17 protein-coding genes and 6 pseudogenes are annotated in these 17,756 nt (G+C 68.1%); 9 read left to right on the top strand and 14 right to left on the bottom strand.

What is annotated here, in order from left to right; genetic code table 11:
- Positions 1 to 61 precede the first annotated feature (61 nt).
- Complete coding sequence (locus tag RM704_RS23265; protein ID WP_033530282.1) at positions 62 to 325, bottom strand: helix-turn-helix transcriptional regulator; 264 nt, start codon at positions 323 to 325, stop codon at positions 62 to 64.
- Positions 326 to 765: 440 nt separating this feature from the next.
- On the opposite strand from RM704_RS23265, the gene RM704_RS23260 reads away from it, so the two are divergent.
- Positions 766 to 1,569, top strand: a complete 804-nt coding sequence (locus RM704_RS23260; protein ID WP_311591132.1) for a hypothetical protein — start codon at positions 766 to 768, stop codon at positions 1,567 to 1,569.
- Between the two features lie 123 nt (positions 1,570 to 1,692).
- On the top strand, positions 1,693 to 3,249 hold the full coding sequence (locus tag RM704_RS23255) for a Helicase associated domain protein (protein WP_157856759.1): 1,557 nt from the start codon (positions 1,693 to 1,695) through the stop codon (positions 3,247 to 3,249).
- A 247-nt stretch (positions 3,250 to 3,496) separates the two neighbouring features.
- Here RM704_RS23255 and RM704_RS23250 read toward each other — a convergent pair.
- Positions 3,497 to 3,592, bottom strand: a pseudogene (locus RM704_RS23250) (TerD family protein); the annotation flags it as partial.
- Here RM704_RS23250 and RM704_RS23245 point away from each other — a divergent pair.
- A pseudogene (locus RM704_RS23245) lies at positions 3,593 to 4,122 on the top strand (transposase); the annotation flags it as partial.
- Between the two features lie 17 nt (positions 4,123 to 4,139).
- Here RM704_RS23245 and RM704_RS23240 read toward each other — a convergent pair.
- Positions 4,140 to 4,485, bottom strand: a pseudogene (locus tag RM704_RS23240) (IS5 family transposase); the annotation flags it as partial.
- A 268-nt stretch (positions 4,486 to 4,753) separates the two neighbouring features.
- Here RM704_RS23240 and RM704_RS23235 point away from each other — a divergent pair.
- The 4 genes and pseudogenes from RM704_RS23235 to RM704_RS23220 all read left to right on the top strand — a co-directional run.
- Positions 4,754 to 4,870, top strand: a pseudogene (locus RM704_RS23235) (transposase); the annotation flags it as partial.
- A 287-nt stretch (positions 4,871 to 5,157) separates the two neighbouring features.
- The gene (locus RM704_RS23230) at positions 5,158 to 5,400 is read left to right on the top strand and encodes a DUF6411 family protein (protein ID WP_033530280.1); all 243 of its coding nucleotides are present in this window, start codon (positions 5,158 to 5,160) and stop codon (positions 5,398 to 5,400) included.
- A 107-nt stretch (positions 5,401 to 5,507) separates the two neighbouring features.
- Positions 5,508 to 6,464, top strand: coding sequence for a polyphosphate kinase 2 (ppk2, locus tag RM704_RS23225; protein ID WP_033530279.1), 957 nt, complete (start codon positions 5,508 to 5,510; stop codon positions 6,462 to 6,464).
- Positions 6,465 to 6,834: 370 nt separating this feature from the next.
- Positions 6,835 to 7,365 carry a hypothetical protein gene (locus RM704_RS23220; RefSeq protein WP_157856757.1) on the top strand — a complete coding sequence of 177 codons (531 nt, stop codon included), beginning with the start codon at positions 6,835 to 6,837 and terminating at the stop codon, positions 7,363 to 7,365.
- Between the two features lie 8 nt (positions 7,366 to 7,373).
- On the opposite strand, the pseudogene RM704_RS23215 reads toward RM704_RS23220, so the two are convergent.
- The 8 genes and pseudogenes from RM704_RS23215 to RM704_RS23180 all read right to left on the bottom strand — a co-directional run bounded on the left by RM704_RS23215 (position 7,374) and on the right by RM704_RS23180 (position 13,918).
- Positions 7,374 to 8,497 (bottom strand): annotated as a pseudogene (locus RM704_RS23215) (IS630 family transposase).
- Positions 8,498 to 8,756: 259 nt separating this feature from the next.
- Complete coding sequence (locus RM704_RS23210; protein ID WP_192829784.1) at positions 8,757 to 8,930, bottom strand: hypothetical protein; 174 nt, start codon at positions 8,928 to 8,930, stop codon at positions 8,757 to 8,759.
- Between the two features lie 1,074 nt (positions 8,931 to 10,004).
- Positions 10,005 to 10,325: pseudogene (tpg, locus tag RM704_RS23205) on the bottom strand (telomere-protecting terminal protein Tpg); the annotation flags it as partial.
- A 267-nt stretch (positions 10,326 to 10,592) separates the two neighbouring features.
- Positions 10,593 to 11,057 carry a cytochrome P450 gene (locus RM704_RS23200; protein ID WP_052146321.1) on the bottom strand — a complete coding sequence of 155 codons (465 nt, stop codon included), beginning with the start codon at positions 11,055 to 11,057 and terminating at the stop codon, positions 10,593 to 10,595.
- A 26-nt stretch (positions 11,058 to 11,083) separates the two neighbouring features.
- Entirely contained in the window at positions 11,084 to 11,446 is a 363-nt protein-coding gene (locus RM704_RS23195; protein WP_157856755.1) for a cytochrome P450 family protein, read from the bottom strand.
- Positions 11,443 to 12,144 (bottom strand): Mu transposase domain-containing protein, encoded by a 702-nt coding sequence (locus RM704_RS23190; RefSeq protein ID WP_311591130.1) that lies wholly within the window; start codon positions 12,142 to 12,144, stop codon positions 11,443 to 11,445. Before RM704_RS23190 ends, RM704_RS23195 begins: the two co-directional genes overlap by 4 nt.
- Before the next feature lie 19 nt (positions 12,145 to 12,163).
- The gene (locus RM704_RS23185) at positions 12,164 to 12,700 is read right to left on the bottom strand and encodes a hypothetical protein (RefSeq protein ID WP_052146319.1); all 537 of its coding nucleotides are present in this window, start codon (positions 12,698 to 12,700) and stop codon (positions 12,164 to 12,166) included.
- A gap of 1,014 nt (positions 12,701 to 13,714) precedes the next feature.
- The gene (locus RM704_RS23180) at positions 13,715 to 13,918 is read right to left on the bottom strand and encodes a hypothetical protein (RefSeq protein WP_033530278.1); all 204 of its coding nucleotides are present in this window, start codon (positions 13,916 to 13,918) and stop codon (positions 13,715 to 13,717) included.
- Positions 13,919 to 14,116: 198 nt separating this feature from the next.
- Between RM704_RS23180 and RM704_RS23175 the strand changes: the two genes are divergently transcribed.
- The gene (locus tag RM704_RS23175) at positions 14,117 to 14,974 is read left to right on the top strand and encodes a hypothetical protein (protein ID WP_033530277.1); all 858 of its coding nucleotides are present in this window, start codon (positions 14,117 to 14,119) and stop codon (positions 14,972 to 14,974) included.
- A gap of 172 nt (positions 14,975 to 15,146) precedes the next feature.
- Here the strand turns inward: RM704_RS23175 and RM704_RS23170 are convergent, their stop codons facing one another.
- The 3 genes from RM704_RS23170 to RM704_RS23160 are packed head-to-tail and all read right to left on the bottom strand — an operon-like array spanning position 15,147 to position 16,224.
- On the bottom strand, positions 15,147 to 15,722 hold the full coding sequence (locus tag RM704_RS23170) for a hypothetical protein (RefSeq protein ID WP_311591127.1): 576 nt from the start codon (positions 15,720 to 15,722) through the stop codon (positions 15,147 to 15,149).
- A 31-nt stretch (positions 15,723 to 15,753) separates the two neighbouring features.
- A complete protein-coding gene (locus RM704_RS23165; protein ID WP_311591126.1) occupies positions 15,754 to 15,978 on the bottom strand; it encodes a hypothetical protein in 225 nt (74 codons plus the stop codon).
- A gap of 60 nt (positions 15,979 to 16,038) precedes the next feature.
- Entirely contained in the window at positions 16,039 to 16,224 is a 186-nt protein-coding gene (locus RM704_RS23160) for a hypothetical protein (RefSeq protein WP_311591125.1), read from the bottom strand.
- A 727-nt stretch (positions 16,225 to 16,951) separates the two neighbouring features.
- Between RM704_RS23160 and RM704_RS45620 the strand changes: the two genes are divergently transcribed.
- Positions 16,952 to 17,722 carry a hypothetical protein gene (locus tag RM704_RS45620; protein WP_157856753.1) on the top strand — a complete coding sequence of 257 codons (771 nt, stop codon included), beginning with the start codon at positions 16,952 to 16,954 and terminating at the stop codon, positions 17,720 to 17,722.
- Positions 17,723 to 17,756 lie beyond the last annotated feature (34 nt).

The following is a 17,756-nucleotide window of genomic DNA, read 5'->3' as shown; positions in this document are numbered from 1 at the left end:
CTATGCCTGTTGCCCGATCGGGTGATTCATGACGTGGTGCACGCCGGGAGGGTGCGAGGGCTCAGGAACGGACCGTGCCAGGCGGAGTGTGACCCTCGCACAGGGCGCCCAGAAAGTGCTCGATGGGCACGTCGAAGGTGTGGGCGAGGGCGTGCCAGGTGGTAACACTGCCGGTGGTGCGGCCGTGTTCGAGGTCGATGAGGGTGCGCCGGGCCAGACCGCTGCGGTCGGCGAGTTCGTCGAAGGTCCAGCCGCGCTCGGCCCGCAGGCGCGCGAGCACAACGCGCAGCGCAGTGAGGTCGGGGTCCGGCGGCAAGATCGTCACCCCACCATCCGACGGTGCAGACCCCTGCCCCGTCAGTGCGGGTTTCTGCACTTTCGCCGGGACGGAGCGGGTGAAGCGAGCTTCACAGTGCGGGAAACTGCACTACGGTTCGTCCGTCTCGGGGGCCTGTCACGGTGAGCCCCCGCCACGGCGCGAACGGACAGGAGGACGACCAGCCCATGAGGCTCGGTGGCGCGCATGCCGCAGTGCGGCGCATCTGGACAGTGGAGCTGCGTCAGCGGGCGGGCGGCCCCACGCTCGTGTGCCCCTCCTGCACTGCCCACACCTCTCCCCTTACGGCCTCCTCCGCGCGGTCCGCCGCCCTGGCACATCTGGCCTGCCATGCCCGCGCCGACGCACTGCCGGCGTATCTACGCAGCTGCCAGTGCCAGGTGCAGGGCTGTTTGTGGCATCCGCGTCGCCGGGGGTGCGGCGGGCCGGTGCTACTGGCCCTCACCCGCGACCGCAGCGGCCGCACCTGGCGACTGGCCGACACCTGCGCGGCCTGCGCGGCGGCGACCAGCCATACCGCCGTGGTGCCGGACACGCTGGTCAACTCTCCCCGGCCGCTTCCCTCTGCCTGCGCGCCGCCGCAGCCGCTGGTCGGGCTCTGGGCGGAGTCCGACCAGCGGCTGCGGGTGCGGGAGATGCTCACCTACCTCGGCGCCGCGCTGCCCCGGTTCACCTCCCCCGCCGCCCGGCTGCTGGGCCTGCAGTGCGCCCTGCGCACCAACAGCCACGGGCATGTCCGGCTGCCGACGGGTCTGCTGCGCGGCATGCGCCTGGGCGGGCACCGGGAGCTGTGGCAGGAGCTGGCCCACGCCGGCTGGCTGGAGCCGCCGGCCGTCAGGCCGGTGCCTGTGCAGGTGCGGCTGCTCGATGCTGCGGTCCTGGACCAGGGGCCCGGTCGCCGTGCCCGCTGCCGCGCCACCCACTGGGCGCTGCGCCCCGCCCCGTTGGCCTTGCCGGCCGCGCCGCCCGCCCTGCGGCTGACCGCTCTGGTGCTGGCCGCACACACGTCCGTCGATGCCGAACACAGCGCCGATATGGACGTCCTCGCCCGCCTGTGCGGGCACAACCCGCAGCAGACCGGAGAGCTTCTCGACCGACTGGTGACCACCCGCACGCTGGAAGCCTGGCACCACAACCGGGAGACCGACGAGGTGCTTTGGCACCTGCCCCAGCCTCGTGGACGAGCCCGCCCTGCGGTACGGCCCGGCCGCCACCAGGCACCGCGGTGTTGAGACCGGCTCCGGGCAGAGGACAGGAAGATCGCGCCGCCCCTCGTCAGGGGCAGCACCTATGGTGGCCGTGGTGCGGCCCGCAAAGGGACCGCTCGTGCGGAGGGGCAAAGGGCGTTGGCCAGCGTGCAGATCACCGACAAGAACCGGTTGTCGACGGTGAAGCCGGACTTGGCCGCAACGCTGGACGCCGAGAAGTCGGGAATCACGGCGGATGAACTCACGGTAGGAGCCAGCCGGAAGGTCTGGTGGCGCTGCCCGGACTTCCCTGACGATCACGACGGGTGGGAAGCCGTCGTGGGCAACCGCACGGGAGGCTTCCGCAAGCGCTATGGCACTGGCTGCCCGGACTGCCGCCTGGTCAAAACGTCCGCGCAGGAGCTGCGCCTGAAGGCGGAACTCAGCACGGTCCTTCCCATCGACCCCAGCCGTGGCGCCATACGTACCACCCGCGTCGAGCATGTCGACATGGTCGTCGAGGCCGACAGCCTGCGTCTCGTCCTGGAGTTCGACGGCTCCTATTTCCACGGGACCGCCGACTCACGGCGCAAGGACAGCATGAAGTCCCAGCGGCTGCGCTCCGCTGGCTGGACCGTGGTGCGTATCCGTGAGGACCCCCTCAGCCTCCTCGACAGCTATGACGTCGTGGTCGGCTTCGTCGCCGAGCCCGAGGAGGCCGCAGCCGACGTCCTGGACCACCTGGCGCAGCTCGGCCTGGTCGATGCCGCTGCAGCCGAGCGCTACCGGGCCCTTGGCGCTCCGCAAGGTGCCGCGACGGCGCGTGAATGGATCCGCGAACGGATCGGCGAGCAGGCGCTGAAGATCGAGTACACGGCGCACAACGATGCCTGGGACTCCATGTTCGAGGCCCTGGTGGCCTATGCCGCCGATGCCGGCCACTGCTACCCCACCGATGATGTGGCTGTCGACGGCCGGAGTCTGGGCAGATGGAGCCGCAAGCAGAGGAGCATGCAGCGCCAGCGACGCCTGCGGCCGGATCGGGCCGAGCGGCTGACCACCATCCCCACCTGGTCCAGCGGCACCGCGCACGAAGCCGGCTTCTGGTCCCGATACCGTGCCTACCTTCAGCGTGCCGAGGCCACGGATCCGGACGAGCGGGAGAACGCGATGCCGGGCCGCGAGGCCACCGTGTGGGCGAACAACCTCCGCAGCCGACGCGAAGACCTGGTCGCGCACGGCCGCGACCTGCCGGACGACCAGCTCAAGGCCGTGCAGGAGATACCCGGCTGGTCCTGGACTCCCTTCGGCGACAGCCACACGGCGAAGGTTCAGGTGATGCAGCAATTCGTCACCACCACCGGCCGACCCGTCGCATCCATCAAGCAACGCGACGAGTGGAACGGCCACCCCATCGGAGTCTGGCTGAATTCCTGGCGCACCAACCGTGGCAGGCTCCTGGAGTCGCAGAAGGCGGACCTGGAGACCCTGGCGGGATGGACATGGGACCAGCGAGGCGATCAGTGGGAGGCGATGTTCCAGCAGCTCACGGACTTCGCCACAGAACACGGCCACCTACGGCCGAGCCTGACCCTCGGCAACGAGCAGGAGAAGACGCTCGCCCGGTGGAAACGCAACCAGAAAAACCGCCTCCAGGGGCGCGACGACGCCAGGGCCAACGCACTCCGCGCGCTGCTCGCCCGGTACGGGGAGGAACTCGCCTGAACCGGCCAGCAGGGCGTACCGGCCGGCTATCACGCCCAGTTGCTCGAACACTCAGGCGCACATGTGTGCCGAAGCACGATAGTTGTCACCGCCGACGGCCGCTGACCTGCGGCTCCAGGATGACGAGGCGCGATAGTTGCCACCGAATCCGCATATTGCTTGTCACCGACTACGGATCAGGCCACGGGCCTCACCCCGGAAGGGTCGGGTGATCAATTTTGTCAGCAGCGGCGGGGACTCGAGAGGATTACACGTTGACTCCGTGGTCCAGCGCGATTCCACGCAACCCAGAGGCGTAGCCTCGGCCAATAGCCCGGAACTTCCATTCCGTGCCGGTTCGATACTCGACGAGCAGACCGTCGTCGTCCCGGGCACCGAGGCTGCCGCATTGATCGTTCCCAGCCTCGCCCGGTCGCTCGTCTCAGTCCTCGACCAGCGCAAACTCCTTGCCGCAAGGGTCGAGGAACTGCTGGATGCCCACCCTCTTGCCCAGGTCCTGACCTCCATGCCCGGCATCGGGGTCAGGACCGCAGCCCGGATCCTCATCGACGTCGGCGATGGCAGCAGTTTCGCCACCGCCGGACACCTCGCCGCCTACGCGGGCCTGGCTCCGGCCACCCGCAGATCCGGCCCCTCTATCCGAAGCGAACAGCCATCCCGGCGAGTAACAGACAACTCACGAGAGCCTTCTACCTCGCCGCCTTCGCCTCGCTGTCACAGCCAGACTCACGTGCCTACTACGACAGAAAACGGCGGGAAGGCAAACACCACGTCGCCGCGATCATCTGCCTCGCCCGACGCCGCATCGACGTCCTCTTCGCCATGCTCCGCGACGGCACCTTCTACCAGCCACCGACACCCGCTACCGCTTGACGAAGACCATAGGGGCACTTTTTCGCCGCTCCCGCGGCGTGCTGGTGAGCCCGGCAGACGGTGGAGTCGACGTTGACCTCCCAGGTGATCAGGCCCTTCGCGTCCACCGTGGCCTGGAGCTGGGTGAGGATCCTTGCCCAGGTGCCGTCCCGCTGCCAGCGCCGGAACAGGTCATAGACCCGGTCCCAGGGCCCGTAGCGTTCGGGCACGTCCCGCCAGGGAGCCACCGGTCCGGGTCCGCCACCGTATGCCGTCTATCAGCTGCCGCCGCGTCCACACCTGCGGCCGACCCGGCTTGATGCCCGTCGGCAGCAGAGGCTCCAGCCGGGCCCACTGGCCGTTCGTCAGATCCCCACGTCCCACAGGACGTGATCATCAACGAACATCCACTTTCGCAACAGACCCTAGGCGAGGCGTCTGTCGACCGCTTCGCGCCATGCGGCAAACTCGCGGAACCACAGGTCCGGTACCTGGGTGGGATCCGAGGCAGAGCCACCAGAAAGGTGAGCAGGAACGGGCCCAATACGGTCTGGGCCTCGTCGGGGTCGGGCTCAACGGGCTGGTTCATCGGGGAAGCCTAGAACCGAATGTGCGCGCCGGGCGGCTTTTCGGTCCCGAGCCTGTACAGGTGGAGAGGCACCCCCGTCGGGAGATCGTGGACGCGATCCGCTACGTGGCTAACGCCGGCTGCAAATGGCGGGCCGCCCAGGGACTTCCCGCCTGGCACACGTGTTACGGCTTCATGGCCAGCGCCGGGTCGCCGTGAACTGCCATGCGCACGCCCCTCACCCGGATCGCGCGGGTGGCGACACCGTCATCCTGACCTGTGGGCCTGTGCCCACCAGGAGATCGGTCGCATGACCGACCGGACAGGCCCCGGCCCCGCCAGGGCGGCGGTCCCCCATCGAGGCGCCTCTTCCGGGGCCGCTGCACGTCGCTGGAAGCGGGGTCCACTGATGCCTGCCCTCATTAAGGGCAACGGGAGGGGCACTCGTGTCCGACCGTGCAATCCCCTCACGTAGAAGGAGTCGACTCATGATGATCGCCGCCGTGATAGCCGGGTGCGTGGTCCTGGCGGTACTGGCCTTCCTCGTCCCCCGCCTCTCGCGCCACCCCGAACGCGGCACGCAGCGTTCGCTCGGCGTGGGCGCACGCGCGGGCGGCAAGGCGCCCGGCCCTCTGGGCCGGCTCTTCGGCAAGCCCTTCCGCAGCGGTTCCCGCGCCGTGGGCCGCAGCGGCTCGGTCGGCCGCCGCGCCCGCGGCCGTATGCCGTTCTGACCGCGGCCGCCGCACACACAGACCACGACAGCCACGACGGACAGCCCGGACCGACACGGTCCTGCACACCAATACTGAAAACATAGCATAATAAGGGAAGTGGTGTGATGAACAAGGATGAGTCGGACAAACTGTTGGACGGACTGACCGTGGACACCCGCCGGCGTGAGCAGCCGGTCGTGCTCGACCAAGCCGGGCGTCCCATCAAGACATGGCAGGAGAATTATCCCTACGACCGCAAGATCGGCCGCAAGGAGTACGAGCGGACCAAGCGCGTCCTGCAGATCGAGCTCCTCAAACTCCAGCGGTGGGTCAAGGACACCGGCGCACGCCTGGTCGTGGTGTGCGAAGGGCGTGACGCGGCAGGAAAGGGCGGCACCATCCAACGCCTCACCGAGCGGCTGAATCCTCGCGGCGCTCGGGTGGTCGCCCTGGACAAGCCCACCGAGCGGGAGGCGGGCCAGTGGTACTTCCAGCGCTACATCGCGCACCTGCCCACGCAAGGAGAGATCGTCTTCTTCGACCGTTCCTGGTACAACCGGGCCGGCGTGGAGCGCGTCATGGGCTACTGCTCGAAGGACGAGTACGAGCTGTTCCTCGAACAGTGCCCCATCTTCGAGAAAATGCTCGTGGACGACGGCATCCGGCTGGCGAAGTTCTGGTTCTCGGTGTCCCGCTCCGAGCAGCGCACCCGCTTCGCCATCCGGCAGGTCGACCCCGTGCGTCAGTGGAAGCTCTCCCCCACCGACCTGGCCTCGCTGGACCGCTGGGACGAGTACACCGAGGCGAAGGTCGACATGTTCCGCGCCACCGACACGGAACACGCCCCCTGGACCGTGGTCAAGAGCAACGACAAGCGCCGCGCCCGGCTGGAGACGATGCGCAGCCTGCTGTCGCGCATCGACTACGCCAGGAAGGACGCCGAGGCGGCCGGCACACCCGACGCCCTCATCGTCGGTGCCGCAAACACCTTGCTCGAACCCGGCGAGGAGGACACGGCCCTGTCCCCCACTCCCCTGTTCCCCCGCACCGACGGACCCGGCAGCCACCCCTCGTCCCCCTGACGGGAGGAGACCTTCTCCACGGGGACCGCTGCGCACGTCCCGCACACGTACGACATCATCGGGAACGAGGTCTCCGGCGACGAGGCGCGAAGTCAGCCGCTGACGGATGATCTTCTCCGCGGACTCCCGCCCACGACCAGCACGAGTACCACGAGAGCCGAGCACACCAGCTCTTTGACCTGGGACTTCAAGTTGACGGAGGCTCAGTCAGCCTCCCCTCCCCATCCACCGCAACAAGCCGCCGCACCACCACACCCCGCGCCAACGGCACACCCCCAGCCGATCCCGCCCCGACCCCACCCGCCGGCCCCCCGAAGCCGTCATACCGCCCACCCGACCCCGCCAACCCTCACACAGGACAGCGAAACCCATGACAGCCAGCAACCGACCTGCTGGTGCTGTGACCGCAAAGTTCGCCGGGGTCTTGGGTATGGCGTTGTTCCGTGCGACGAGCTGGAGGTACACACTCACAGGATGGGGAGGCGTGTTGACCCGCCGGGAGATAGTGCGGCGTGAGGGTAGCGATCTGTTCGCGTTCTTGATCTCGGATGGGGGTTTCGTCGGGCCCGAGGTGCTTGAGTCCGGCTTGGTTTACCACCACCGCTCGGGGCTCCAGATCGCGATCTCTTACCTGGGACCGCGTGAACCGGAAGTGACCACGAGGGTTCGTGTGTCGAGGGACGGCGGCGCTACGCGCTCAGCGTCGCTTGACTGCCTCTGGGTGGCCTTCGAGTACGGGACGCTTCAGGATGTGCCCACGTCAGCCGTCAACGCGCGGACAACGGCAAAGCGGTTGCAACAGCAGGCGGAAGCTCTGCGTCGACTGCTGCCGGCACTGTTGACCTCGGAGGTTGATGATGCGGTTCGTCGCTGCCAAGGGCGGTTGCTGCCCGACGGATGAGGTGCGGTTCAGGCTGCTTGAGTGATCGGGCGGCCTCCCCATCGGATGCCTCTCTCGCTGCGTACCTGGGCGCGTTCGCGGCGTTGGGCGGCGAGCACGTCGGGGTGGCGGGGGGGGGTTGACGTTGCGCCAGCGCAGGTAGCGGTGCAGGGCCCGGGTCTGTGCGGGGTGGCTGCGGTGGTGGGAGTTGGCCAGGGTGAACTGCCGCAGTGGGCCGAAGTGGGCCTCGATCGGGTTGGCCCAGGAGGCGTATGTCGGGGTGAAGCACAGCTCGGCCTTGTTCTTCTTCGCCCAGCGGCGGATGTCCGCACCGGTGTGGGTGGAGAGGTTGTCCACGATGATGTAGATCGGGGCGCCGTCAGGACGGGCGGCGCGAAGCGACTGCAGTGCGGCCAAGCTGTTGGCGGTGCCCTTGCGGCGGCGGTTGACGCCCCACAGGGTGTCGTCGCCCACGCAGTAGCAGCCGTGGAAGTAGGTCACGCCGTGGGTGCGGTGATAGGCCGCGGGGACCCTGTTGGGCTTGCCCTGCTCAGCCCAACAGGAGCCCACCGTGGGGCGGATCCCCAGCGGCCCGAACTCGTCGAAGGCGAAGACCCGGCCCGGGAAGCGTTCGAGCACCTGCTCGATCCGGTCGAGCCTGGTGTCGCGGTTGGTCGGGGGACTCCTTCCAGGTCTTGGTGCGCTGAAAGGTGATGCCGCGGCGCAGGAGTAGACACCGTAAGGCTTCACGGCCGATGCGGATGACGCGTCCGTGGACGCGGCGCAGGTGAGCGGCGAGTTTGCGGATCGACCACCGGGTGAAAGGCTGGCCGAGCTTGGTAGGGCGAGTGATGGCCGGCTGGATGACGAAGACCTCGTCGTCATCGCTGAGCAGGCGGGGACGGCCTCCCGCCCCTTGAGGGTCCAAGCACGCCAAACCGATCTCGTTGAACCGGTGGATCACCTCCCTCACTGTGTCCTCGTCAGCCTGCACCAGCTGGGCGGTCACCGGAACTCGGTTTCCGCCGGCGGACGCCAGCAGCATCATCGCCCGGCGATAGCGCACCGAGCTGGTACTGCCCCGGCGCACGATCCGCTGCAGCTTCTGCCCCTCCTGAGCGGCCAGTCCGCGCCCCCGCACAGGCTCGGCCACCACACCTCCAACAATCGGAACGGACGCGTCACCGCCCATCCACCCGCTCCACCCCCCAACCCGGCGAACCTATGCGGTCACAGCACTAGCCACACCCCAACAGCCGCTCGGTCACCCCATGACAGCGACCACAACCCCGCCCCACACCCCCTACCAGAACATCCACATCACGAGCCCGCTGACGCCCCCCACTGCCACCCCACCAACTCACAGTGGTCGGGGCTCCCCGGTGCCCCGACCACGCACGGGTACGGCCGGTTCACAGGGCGAGGATCAAGGCGATCAGGGTGGCCATCAGCATCACCGCGCCGAACGCGACGCCAAGGGGCTGGGCCCAGGCCGGGTGGTGGTGGACGACGTAGGCGGCGCCAGCCGCGAGCAGCACCACGACGACGACCAGGAGCAGCGCGACGAGCAGAGCAAGCTTGGACACGAACGATTCCCCCTCGGGATTCGGGCACGCCCCTGGACGGGGCGCGCGGATGGTTGGGATGGTTGGGCGGTGGAGGCTCTGCCTCCTTGTCCCTTGCGGGGCGTGGAGTCGTCCCGGACAGGGCGGCTCAGGTTGCCTGGCGCGGGGGTTAGCCCCGCAACCCCGCTGAGAAGGTCTTTGGGCAGATCGATGTGGCTTTTATCGAGCTCGTCGATCAACAGGACCCGCAGGAGGTCGTAGGGCAGCAGCGCGATCCCCAGCAGGCCTGAGGCATGGCCGACTCTGAGCCAACCGGGATCTTCATTCAATGGTTCTGATCTGCGGAAACACCCGCCCGGAACTCTTGAATGCGCGCCGCCCATCCGGTACGCCCCAGGTGGATGAGAGAGGCGTTGCGCCGCCTTCACCCGGTCACCAGAAGAGGCCGCCGCAGAAACAGCACAGCGTTGGCCCGCGGAGGTCTGTCGAGTCATGAACGCAACGGACCGGCGTCCACCCCCCCCCACCTCCAGACGGGCGAACAGCGCAGCGGGCAGACGCTCCTGCGCCCGACCGATGGCGTCCTACTCGTACAGACGGACCCAGAACGTCGTACGTGTCGTGATCGACCATCGGTCGAAGACGGACCTCAGCCAGTACGACACACGCGCTCCTTGGACCCACCGCCGCGCCAGGCCGGGCGGTGAAGAGGAACTACACCCGCCCGCTTGCCGGCGGGCCGCCAGGAGCGCCGGAGGCGAACCCGGCGCGGGGGTGCGAACCGGGCAGCACAGACAGCCAGGATGGGCGGATGACCGACCGGGCACCGGATGCGACCGAGCCGACCCGGTCCGCACGGAGACACCGAGCTGCCCGACGCACCGCGCGCCCTGCTCGCCGCCGCACGCCTCCCCACCACCACGGCAGCCGCGCCCAAGCCCGCGCGTCTGACCGGGCGCCGCGTCGTGAGCATCGGTACTGACTCGCCAGCACTCACAGCCAATGAGACACACTGGCAGTGAGCCTCATGTTCGGCCGGAAAAAAGACCGGTGGCCGGTTCCCTCAATTCAGGAACCAGCCACCGGACGGAACACTCAAATGTCGAATTGAATGTGTTCTACCTCGGTGAATTCGACTTCCAAGCCGTGAGCGCGGCGACCTCCGTCGCGGAAACAAATTCCCCCAGCCCTTCGACGGCGATGTCGCACAGTTGCTGCTCACTCGCCCCCGCGCCCTGGCCGTCGAACAACCGTGCCGCGTAGTACGGAGGCAGGGCGAGAGTGAAGTGGCGGATGCACGCGTCGTCGGTGGTGCCGGGCGCCGCAGTGAAGCCCAAACGGGCGCGGGTGTCGACAACCAGGCCCCTATGGGTGGCAGCCTGGCGACGCGCGTTCACGGACGCCGGGCCGCCAGCGAGCGGTTTCGCAGGTAGGAGCGGACAACATTTGCCGGCGCATTCCGGCAGCACTTAGCGCTCACTCGGGTCGGAAATATTCGATGAGAAGTGACAACACCGGAGGCCGCAACTGATCCATGCCGTGTGCCTGAGTGAGTTGATCTAGACCCGGGCTTGAAGAGCCGGATGGCGGTGGGGAGCTGGCAGTGAAGGGGCGTTGCTCAAACTCACAGACGTCGCGCTGCAAGTCGCCGAGCACACATCGTTCTTCTCGACGTTGATCTGCCTACCAGGTGACCGGAAGTTCATGGACGCCGTAGACCGTCATGGCCGACCGCAGTGGCGCTTCCTCGGGCGCGACAGCGAGACGTAGTGCCGGGAAGCGGCGAAACAGTGCGGGGAGGGCGATGCGCATTTCGGCGCGGGCCAGCCGCTGCCCGAGGCACTGGTGGAGGCCGTGACCGAACGCGAGGTGTCCGGCCGTGGAGCGGGTGAGGCCAAGCGCGTCCGGGGCGGCGAAATGGTCAGCGTCCCGGTTCGCCGCGGAAAGTGCGACGGTGACGGACTCGCCAGCCTTGATCAGGCAGCCGTGGAGCTCGATGTCCACGAGCGCGACGCGGACCACGTGCTGGATGATCGTGAGGTAACGCAGCAGCTCCTCGACCACCGCAGGGGCGTCTTCCTCCTTGTCGCGGACCTCGGCTAACTGTGCGGGGTCGGCCAGCAGAGCGAAAGCGCCCAGCGCGAGCATGTTCGTCGTTGTCTCATGCCCGGCGATCAGGAGCAGGAGCGCCAGTCCGGCTCTCTCGTCCGCAGTAAGTTGCTCGTGCGCAGCGAGCCCGCTAGCACATCTCCCTCTGGCCAGGAACGCTTGTGGCGCAGCAGGTCCCGTAGGTATGCCATGAGCTCCCTGACCGCCTCTTGCCGGTGTTCCGCTGTGAGGTCGATGTTCAAGAGCGTGGCGGCGTTTCGCTGGAACCCCTGCCTGTCGGAGTAGGGCACCCCGAGCAGTTCGCCGATCACTTGTGACGGGATCGGCAGCGCGAATGCCTTGAACAGGTCGGCCGGGCGCCCGGCGAGCTCCATCGCGTTCAACTGGTCATTGACGATCGCTTCGATCTCCGGTTCGAGGAGCTTCATCCGGCGCACCGTGAAGTCACCGGTGAGCAACCGCCGTAGCGGTCGTGCTCGGGCGGGTCATGGCGGGGCGGTCGGCAGGCTGCCGTACTCGCAGCAGCTGGTCGCAGGCCGACCGAGGGCGGCGGCCGGGTGTCGGGCGGCAGCTGGGCCAGCCGCCGTTCGGTCAGCGAGGTCACGTTCGTCCGGTCCGGCTTGGCCGGGACAAGATCCGCGACCTCGTCGGCTTCGGCTGCCCTCCGCGCTTCCAGGGCGACCGCGTCCGCGGTCAGGGCGCCGGCCCTGAGCGCGGAGGCATGCCCCGCGACCAGGTGTTCGTGGGATACGTGGCGGCCCATCAGCAGGACCTCGATCAGGGCCCGGGGGCCGTCCCGCTCGCCGTGGGCAGCGTTCGCCGCCTCCCACCGGGCGTCGTGGACGGGCGTGAACTTCCCTGCGGAACGGGTCTGAGCGCGGCGGCACCGGGGAACGCTCCGGGCTTGCGGACCAGGGCTTCCAGATGGTGGTCCAAGATCCAGCCGGGCCTGCCCCTTGGCGATCAGCCGTTCATGGCGGGCGACCTCCAGCTGGCCGTCGTAGACCACCAGCTCGGACGCGTGCAGCATCGCCCGGGCCGTCCGGCCGATCAGCCGCACCGGCACCGAGTAGCGGTTGGTGCGGACGCTGATCTGTTCTCTGAACTCCGCGATCGGATGCCGCACCCACCGTCTGGACGATGGCTCAGGGCAGGTGCTTGCGCACCTCCGTCCAGGTGATGAGCCGGTCCTTGTCAGGTCCCGGTGGCAGGAAGTCCAAGAGCCAGACCAGGTGAGCCGTCTTGTTCTTGTAGCGGCGAAGTTCGCCGATCTGCTCAGTCGGGAGGTCACGCCAACTGGCGGACATCGCTAGGACCTGGCCAGGATCGAGGGCGAGCGCTGCGAGCGTGTCGGCGGCGAGGGCTTCGGGATCCCAGTCTGAATCGGTGTCAGGGCCAAGATGATCGATGATCCAGGTACGGAGTGCAAAGTTCTGGCGGGTCTTCCGGTCCTGACTCCATGGGGTGTCGCCCGGCAGACGTGCATTGGCATTTAAGGACAGCTTGGCCCAGCGCAGGCGAACGTGCCGTGGCTCGTCGGATCGGTAGGCGTGGGATTGGGCGACGACTCTGATTCGCTCCAGCTCATGGCCCTCCTGTGTGATCGTGAAGGCTTCGAGGCGGTCCACTGTCCAGGTGCTGAGGTCCCGGAGCGGTTGGTCGCGGTCTGCGTCGTTGCTCAACGTTCCTCGTTTCGGACTGCAGGAAGACCAAGGTCAACAACGGTAGCGCCGCCGAGGGATCTGCGGTCGATCTGGGCGATCTTGTCGCTGGCTCCGGCCAAGCCGGCTTGCAAGCCCTCGACCTCGCCGAGCCAGCCCTCGCGGCTCCGCGTGACAGCGTGGCGCGTGCGGCTTGCCGGGTTGACCGGCTTTGCCCAGCCGACGATGACGCGCGCCCGGCCTCCTTGGGCGGTCGGCGGCCCGGCGCTGGCTGGTCGTAGTCGTGGGAAAACAGCACAGCCCACCATATTCGTCAGTATGACGATTAAAGGGGCTATGATTCTGACCAACAGCCGGTGATGTCTGTGTCTACCTAGGCCTTCGCCGGCGTAGGAGACATGGGGCGGGAAGCGAAGAGGCCACGTCGGGCGGTGCGGGCAGCCCGGTCGCGGTACCGGCCGGGAAGCTCATCGAGCCGCCGATGGCACTGGCGCTCAACGTCCACGCGAGCCCGGGCGTGTACGCGCTGTTGCTAGGTTCTGGCATTTCGATCGCGTCGGGCGTAAAGACCGGGTGGGGCGTTGTCGAGGGCCTGGTCGGGAAGGTGGCTGCCGTACGCGATCCAGGCAATGCCGACGCCCGCGCTGAGGCCATGGCCGATCCCGAGAAGTGGTGGGAGTCCAACTGCGACGAAGCCTTGGGCTACTCCGCTCTCCTGGGCGCTGTGGCGCCGAAGCCAGCTTCACGCCAAGCCCTGCTCGCCCAGTACTTCGAGCCCGAGGACGGTGATGACGACGGAGGCGAGGCACCGACCGCAGCGCATCGGGCGATCGCCCAGCTGGTCCAGCGAGGCAGCATCCGTGTCATTCTGACCACCAACTTCGACCGGTTGATGGAGCAGGCACTGCAGGAAGCCGGTATCTCACCCCAGGTGGTGCACCGGCCGGAAGCGATCGACGCGATGAAGCCCCTCGCGCACAGCCAGGTCACCGCAGGCGGCTCCCGATGGCCACGGGAGCCGCCTCTGAGTGCAGGTCAGCGCTCCCGGCCGCGCGGCGGCTGCTCCCGGAACCTCCAGGTGGTGAATAGACCCATCCCCGTGACGCTCACGGTGGAGAGCGCGGTCGCACCTCCCATCGCGTACACCAGCAAAGACAGCGCTGTCAGGCCCAAGAGGGCGGCCAGGTCCAGCAGTCGGCCGCGCACGGGGCCCCGTTCGTCGAACTCGTTCTCGTCCATGCCCCGCAGTGCAGCAGCACGGCGGAGCGGGGCGCGAGGAACGGGAATTCTGGCGAACAAACTCGAAGGCACGGCGTACAACGCAGAACATCAGTGGGTTACCGGCGAACACCGCGCGTTTTCACATGTACGCGAATGTTCGACGCAGCGTCCGGACGCGCGCCCTAGCATGACTGCCACGCACACAAGGGGGAACTATTGGACACTCCGATCTACGGTCCGACCGAGTCGGCGGAAGAGGCGTACCAAGCAGAGCTGACCGCCTTCGCCCGGGATCTGAAAGACCTGCAACTGGCCTGCAACATCACCTACCGCCAGATCGGGAACCGCTCGCCGATCAAGTTGTCGCCCTCCGGAATCGCCGACACCCTGCGCGGGAAGCGGCTGCCCAGCCGGGACTACCTGAACACGCTTATCCGGGTCCTGTACGAAGCACAGGACGGGAAGCCGGTTGGCCACGACGATCCCCGCCCACGACGATGGGAGGAACGCCGCACGCGCCTCCTCCTGCTGCGCGACCGAGCCCAGCAGTCCGGCGCGGGCGTGTCCGGCCACGACACATTGGCGGGCGATTCGCTCCCCACGGACACCGCATACGTTCCTCCGCCGGACGGCGCGACGCTGCTGGAACTGGAGTCAGCCAAGTCGGACCTGCGGGACATCCTCGACAACCTTGAGGAACACCAACGCCAGGTGCGCACCGAGTTCCGTCAAGTCCTCGACGAGCAAGCCCGGGTGAAGGAGGAACTGGGCCGTCTCACCTCTCTCCTCGAACAGGAACGGGGTGACAAGGAACGACTGACACGCAAGATCGCTTCGCTGAAGCGGGAGCGCGCGAAACTGGGCAAACAACTGGACGACCTGCGGGCCCAGTTCGCGGAGATCGACGCGGACAAGGTCGCACTGCTCAAGGAGGAGAGCGACCTCAACGACCGACGCGCCGTACTCAACTTCGACTGGGCCCGCTACGAGGAATTGCTGCGCCAGCGCGCAAATGCCGAAGTGAGCCGGTTACGCGAGGAACTAGACCGGACGCGCACGGACCCACCCACCTGACGGAGGCATTCAAGGAGTCTCGGACTGGCCCCGAGAGCTACTGATCGCTTGCGTAAACGGATGGGTCGACGGTTCCCGCGTCCTCGCCCGGTACTTGAGCGACACCGACCGCGTGAAGAACTCCCCGGGCCCGGGCGATTCTCCACCCGGGGCCCGCTGCTGTCTGTCTGGCCTACGGAGCGCTGGGCTCGCCGCTGATGTGGGCGACGGTCTCGGCGAACGCCCGCTGATCGTCCACGTAGTGCCGCACGCGAGACCACCAGAAGCCGAAGAACTGGCGTTGAACCGGCACGGTCAGCGCGAGCAGCAGTTCCACCTTGGTGGCCTCCTCCCGTTCGGACAGCATGACCGCACGCGCGTGACCGGCGTAGTCGACGGCGAGCCGGATGATGCGGGAGCTGGGCCAGCTGCCGGCGTACGTCGCGGCGTTGTCGAGCAGCCACATGGTGGTCTCGTCGAGCTGCTGCCACCAGCGGTTGCGCTCGTTCGTCAGCCGTTCGCACATGACGGACGTCCAGTCGGGATCGTCGGCCGCTGGTATCCCGAACCTCTGCAGCAGGGAGCAGGCGGAGATGACGCGCAGCATGCTCGCGCCGAAAGTGTCGCGGGCGGTATGGACCTCGCCCACCCGTTTCTTGCGGGCCTCCATACGCGGAGTGACGAACAAACCGACCGCAAGGGCGGTCACCACGGCGGCGACGACGGCCACCAGCAGGGTCCACAAGGTGTTGGGCATGGGGGGGGACATGCTCCCGCACCTCGCGGGTCCGCCCGGACCGTCAGCCCGTCGGGCCCTCGACCTCGCCTTGGGCGGTCCAGTTCCTGTGCACGCGCTCGCGGCCGTCGGTTTCCTCGATGAGCTGGATCACCACGGCCGGGCCGGTGCCGTAGAGCCCAACCCACTCCCTGTACTGGTCCTGCGCGGTGTCCGGGAAGGCCCACTCGCCCTCGACGAGTGAGCCGTCGGTCTGGAATTGCAGCCGGGCGAGGTGCCTGGTCACCACAGGTCGCTCCTCGTCTGGGTGCACCGGACCATCATCTCGCCTGTGCCGTGCTGGGGACGCTCAGCCGGAGCACAGTGCCTCGTCGCAGTCGCCGCACATCCACTCCCGATTGTTGGGAGGGAACCACGGGGCACCGGGCCCGCTCGGCGTGTACGAGAGCTTGTCCATGCCCTGGGTCGGCTCGCCGCAGAGCGTGGTGTCGCCCGGATCGCCGGGCACCACAGGATCAGCGGGCGCGGCGCGCACCGCTTCGATGTAGGGGACGCCGTCCCCGGACCGAAGTCCTCACCCAGCTGCTTCCGTGCTTCCTCGACGACGATGATTCCCATGCCTTCAAGGTGCGGCCACGGCCGGTCGGCCGCACCTCGGAAGCCGGACGTCGGCCCACTCGCCCTCGTTCTCCTCCTAGCCGTCCGGCGCAACGCCGAGAAGCCCGTGCCTTCGGCACGGGCTGCGACGTGGCGGGAGGTTATCCCGGTGCCAAGTCGCGCCCCATCCGCTTTGGCCAGCCATGCAGGCCGGCGAGTAGGGAGCGTTCATCGAGGTCGTCCTGCTCGAAGGTCCCGTCGGTCTCGACCACCGCCAGCACAGGCAACTCGTCGACAGGCCGGACCGTCGGCTCGTCTTCCAGTCGCACGTCCGCGTCGAGGGATCCGTATTTCTGCCCGGGTTATGGATTCTGGGCCGCACGGGGTTCTGGGTCGCCGACTCCCCGAACGCTGCGGACCCGGCGTCGCGCTCGTCGAGCAGGAACTCGTAACCGGTGAAAGTGGGGTTCCGGCGCAGCCCGGAGCGTGCAGGGAGATTACTGACCGTGATCCCGGCCTCGCCCGCTTCGATCCGGATCAGTTTGGACGACGACCACTCCGTGCCCGCCGCGACGCCGAGATTGCCCGGCCGACATTCCTCCCTCGGCACTGCCGAAAAGTTGCTGCGTGATTTCCCTGGGGATGAGTGCACCGAGGTCGAGGAGATGATGCGCCGGGCCGAGGTCCGGGACGACATCGCCATCGACTGCCTGGGCAGGGCCGTCCCCGCCTTCATGAGCGACGTCCTGCCGGAGTGGGACCCGGACAAGGGCCGGAGCCTGGACGGCTTCTTCCTCCATCTCGCCCTGTGCCACTTCCGGGACGCCTACCGCCGGTGGGCCACCGGCCACCGGCGGCGCCTGGGCGCGGTCCTGGGGCCCGACAAGATCTGGATCCAGGGCAGGAAGCACGACATGGTCTACGACGAGGTGTGGGAGCTGGTCCCCGCCCCCGCGCTCGGCCTCGAAGAGCAGACCGTGCTCCGGGAGACCCTGAGCGTCATCCTGGCCGAGACCTCGGCGCGCCGTCTGCGAGGCGATGCTCACCACCGGGGCCACCCAGGAGGAGATCGCACAGCGGCTCGGGACCACCCGCAAGTCGGTCGAGCGGCGCCTGAGCCGGGTCCGGCGACGCGCCCGCAAGCTCGCGGCGGCCGGGCTCATCGTGGTCCCCTCGGTCAGCTCGGCGGTGACCCGGTGAACGGTCCCCTCGACCTCCGGGTGCTCGTCCTCCTGCTGGCCGGCGCCGTCGTGGGGTACATCGCGTACGCGCACCCGGCCGTCGGCGTCGCCCTGCTCGTCGCCGTCGCGGTCGTGACCCTGCTCTACCTCCTGATGGGCCCCAACCATGGGCTGAGGGCTGGTTTCACCGGTCGTGGATGGCCCGCGTCGACACGACTGACGCAGGCCATTCATGTAGGTGAACTCATGCGCTAGAGGAGACCTGGTGGGTGCAGCAGCACGGTGCTCG

Origin of the sequence: Streptomyces gottesmaniae (genome assembly GCF_031845845.1) — a bacterium.
Lineage (GTDB): Bacteria > Actinomycetota > Actinomycetes > Streptomycetales > Streptomycetaceae > Streptomyces > Streptomyces akebiae.
The sequence above is the reverse complement of the archived record's forward strand: the minus strand, read 5'-3'. Positions and strand labels throughout refer to the sequence as shown.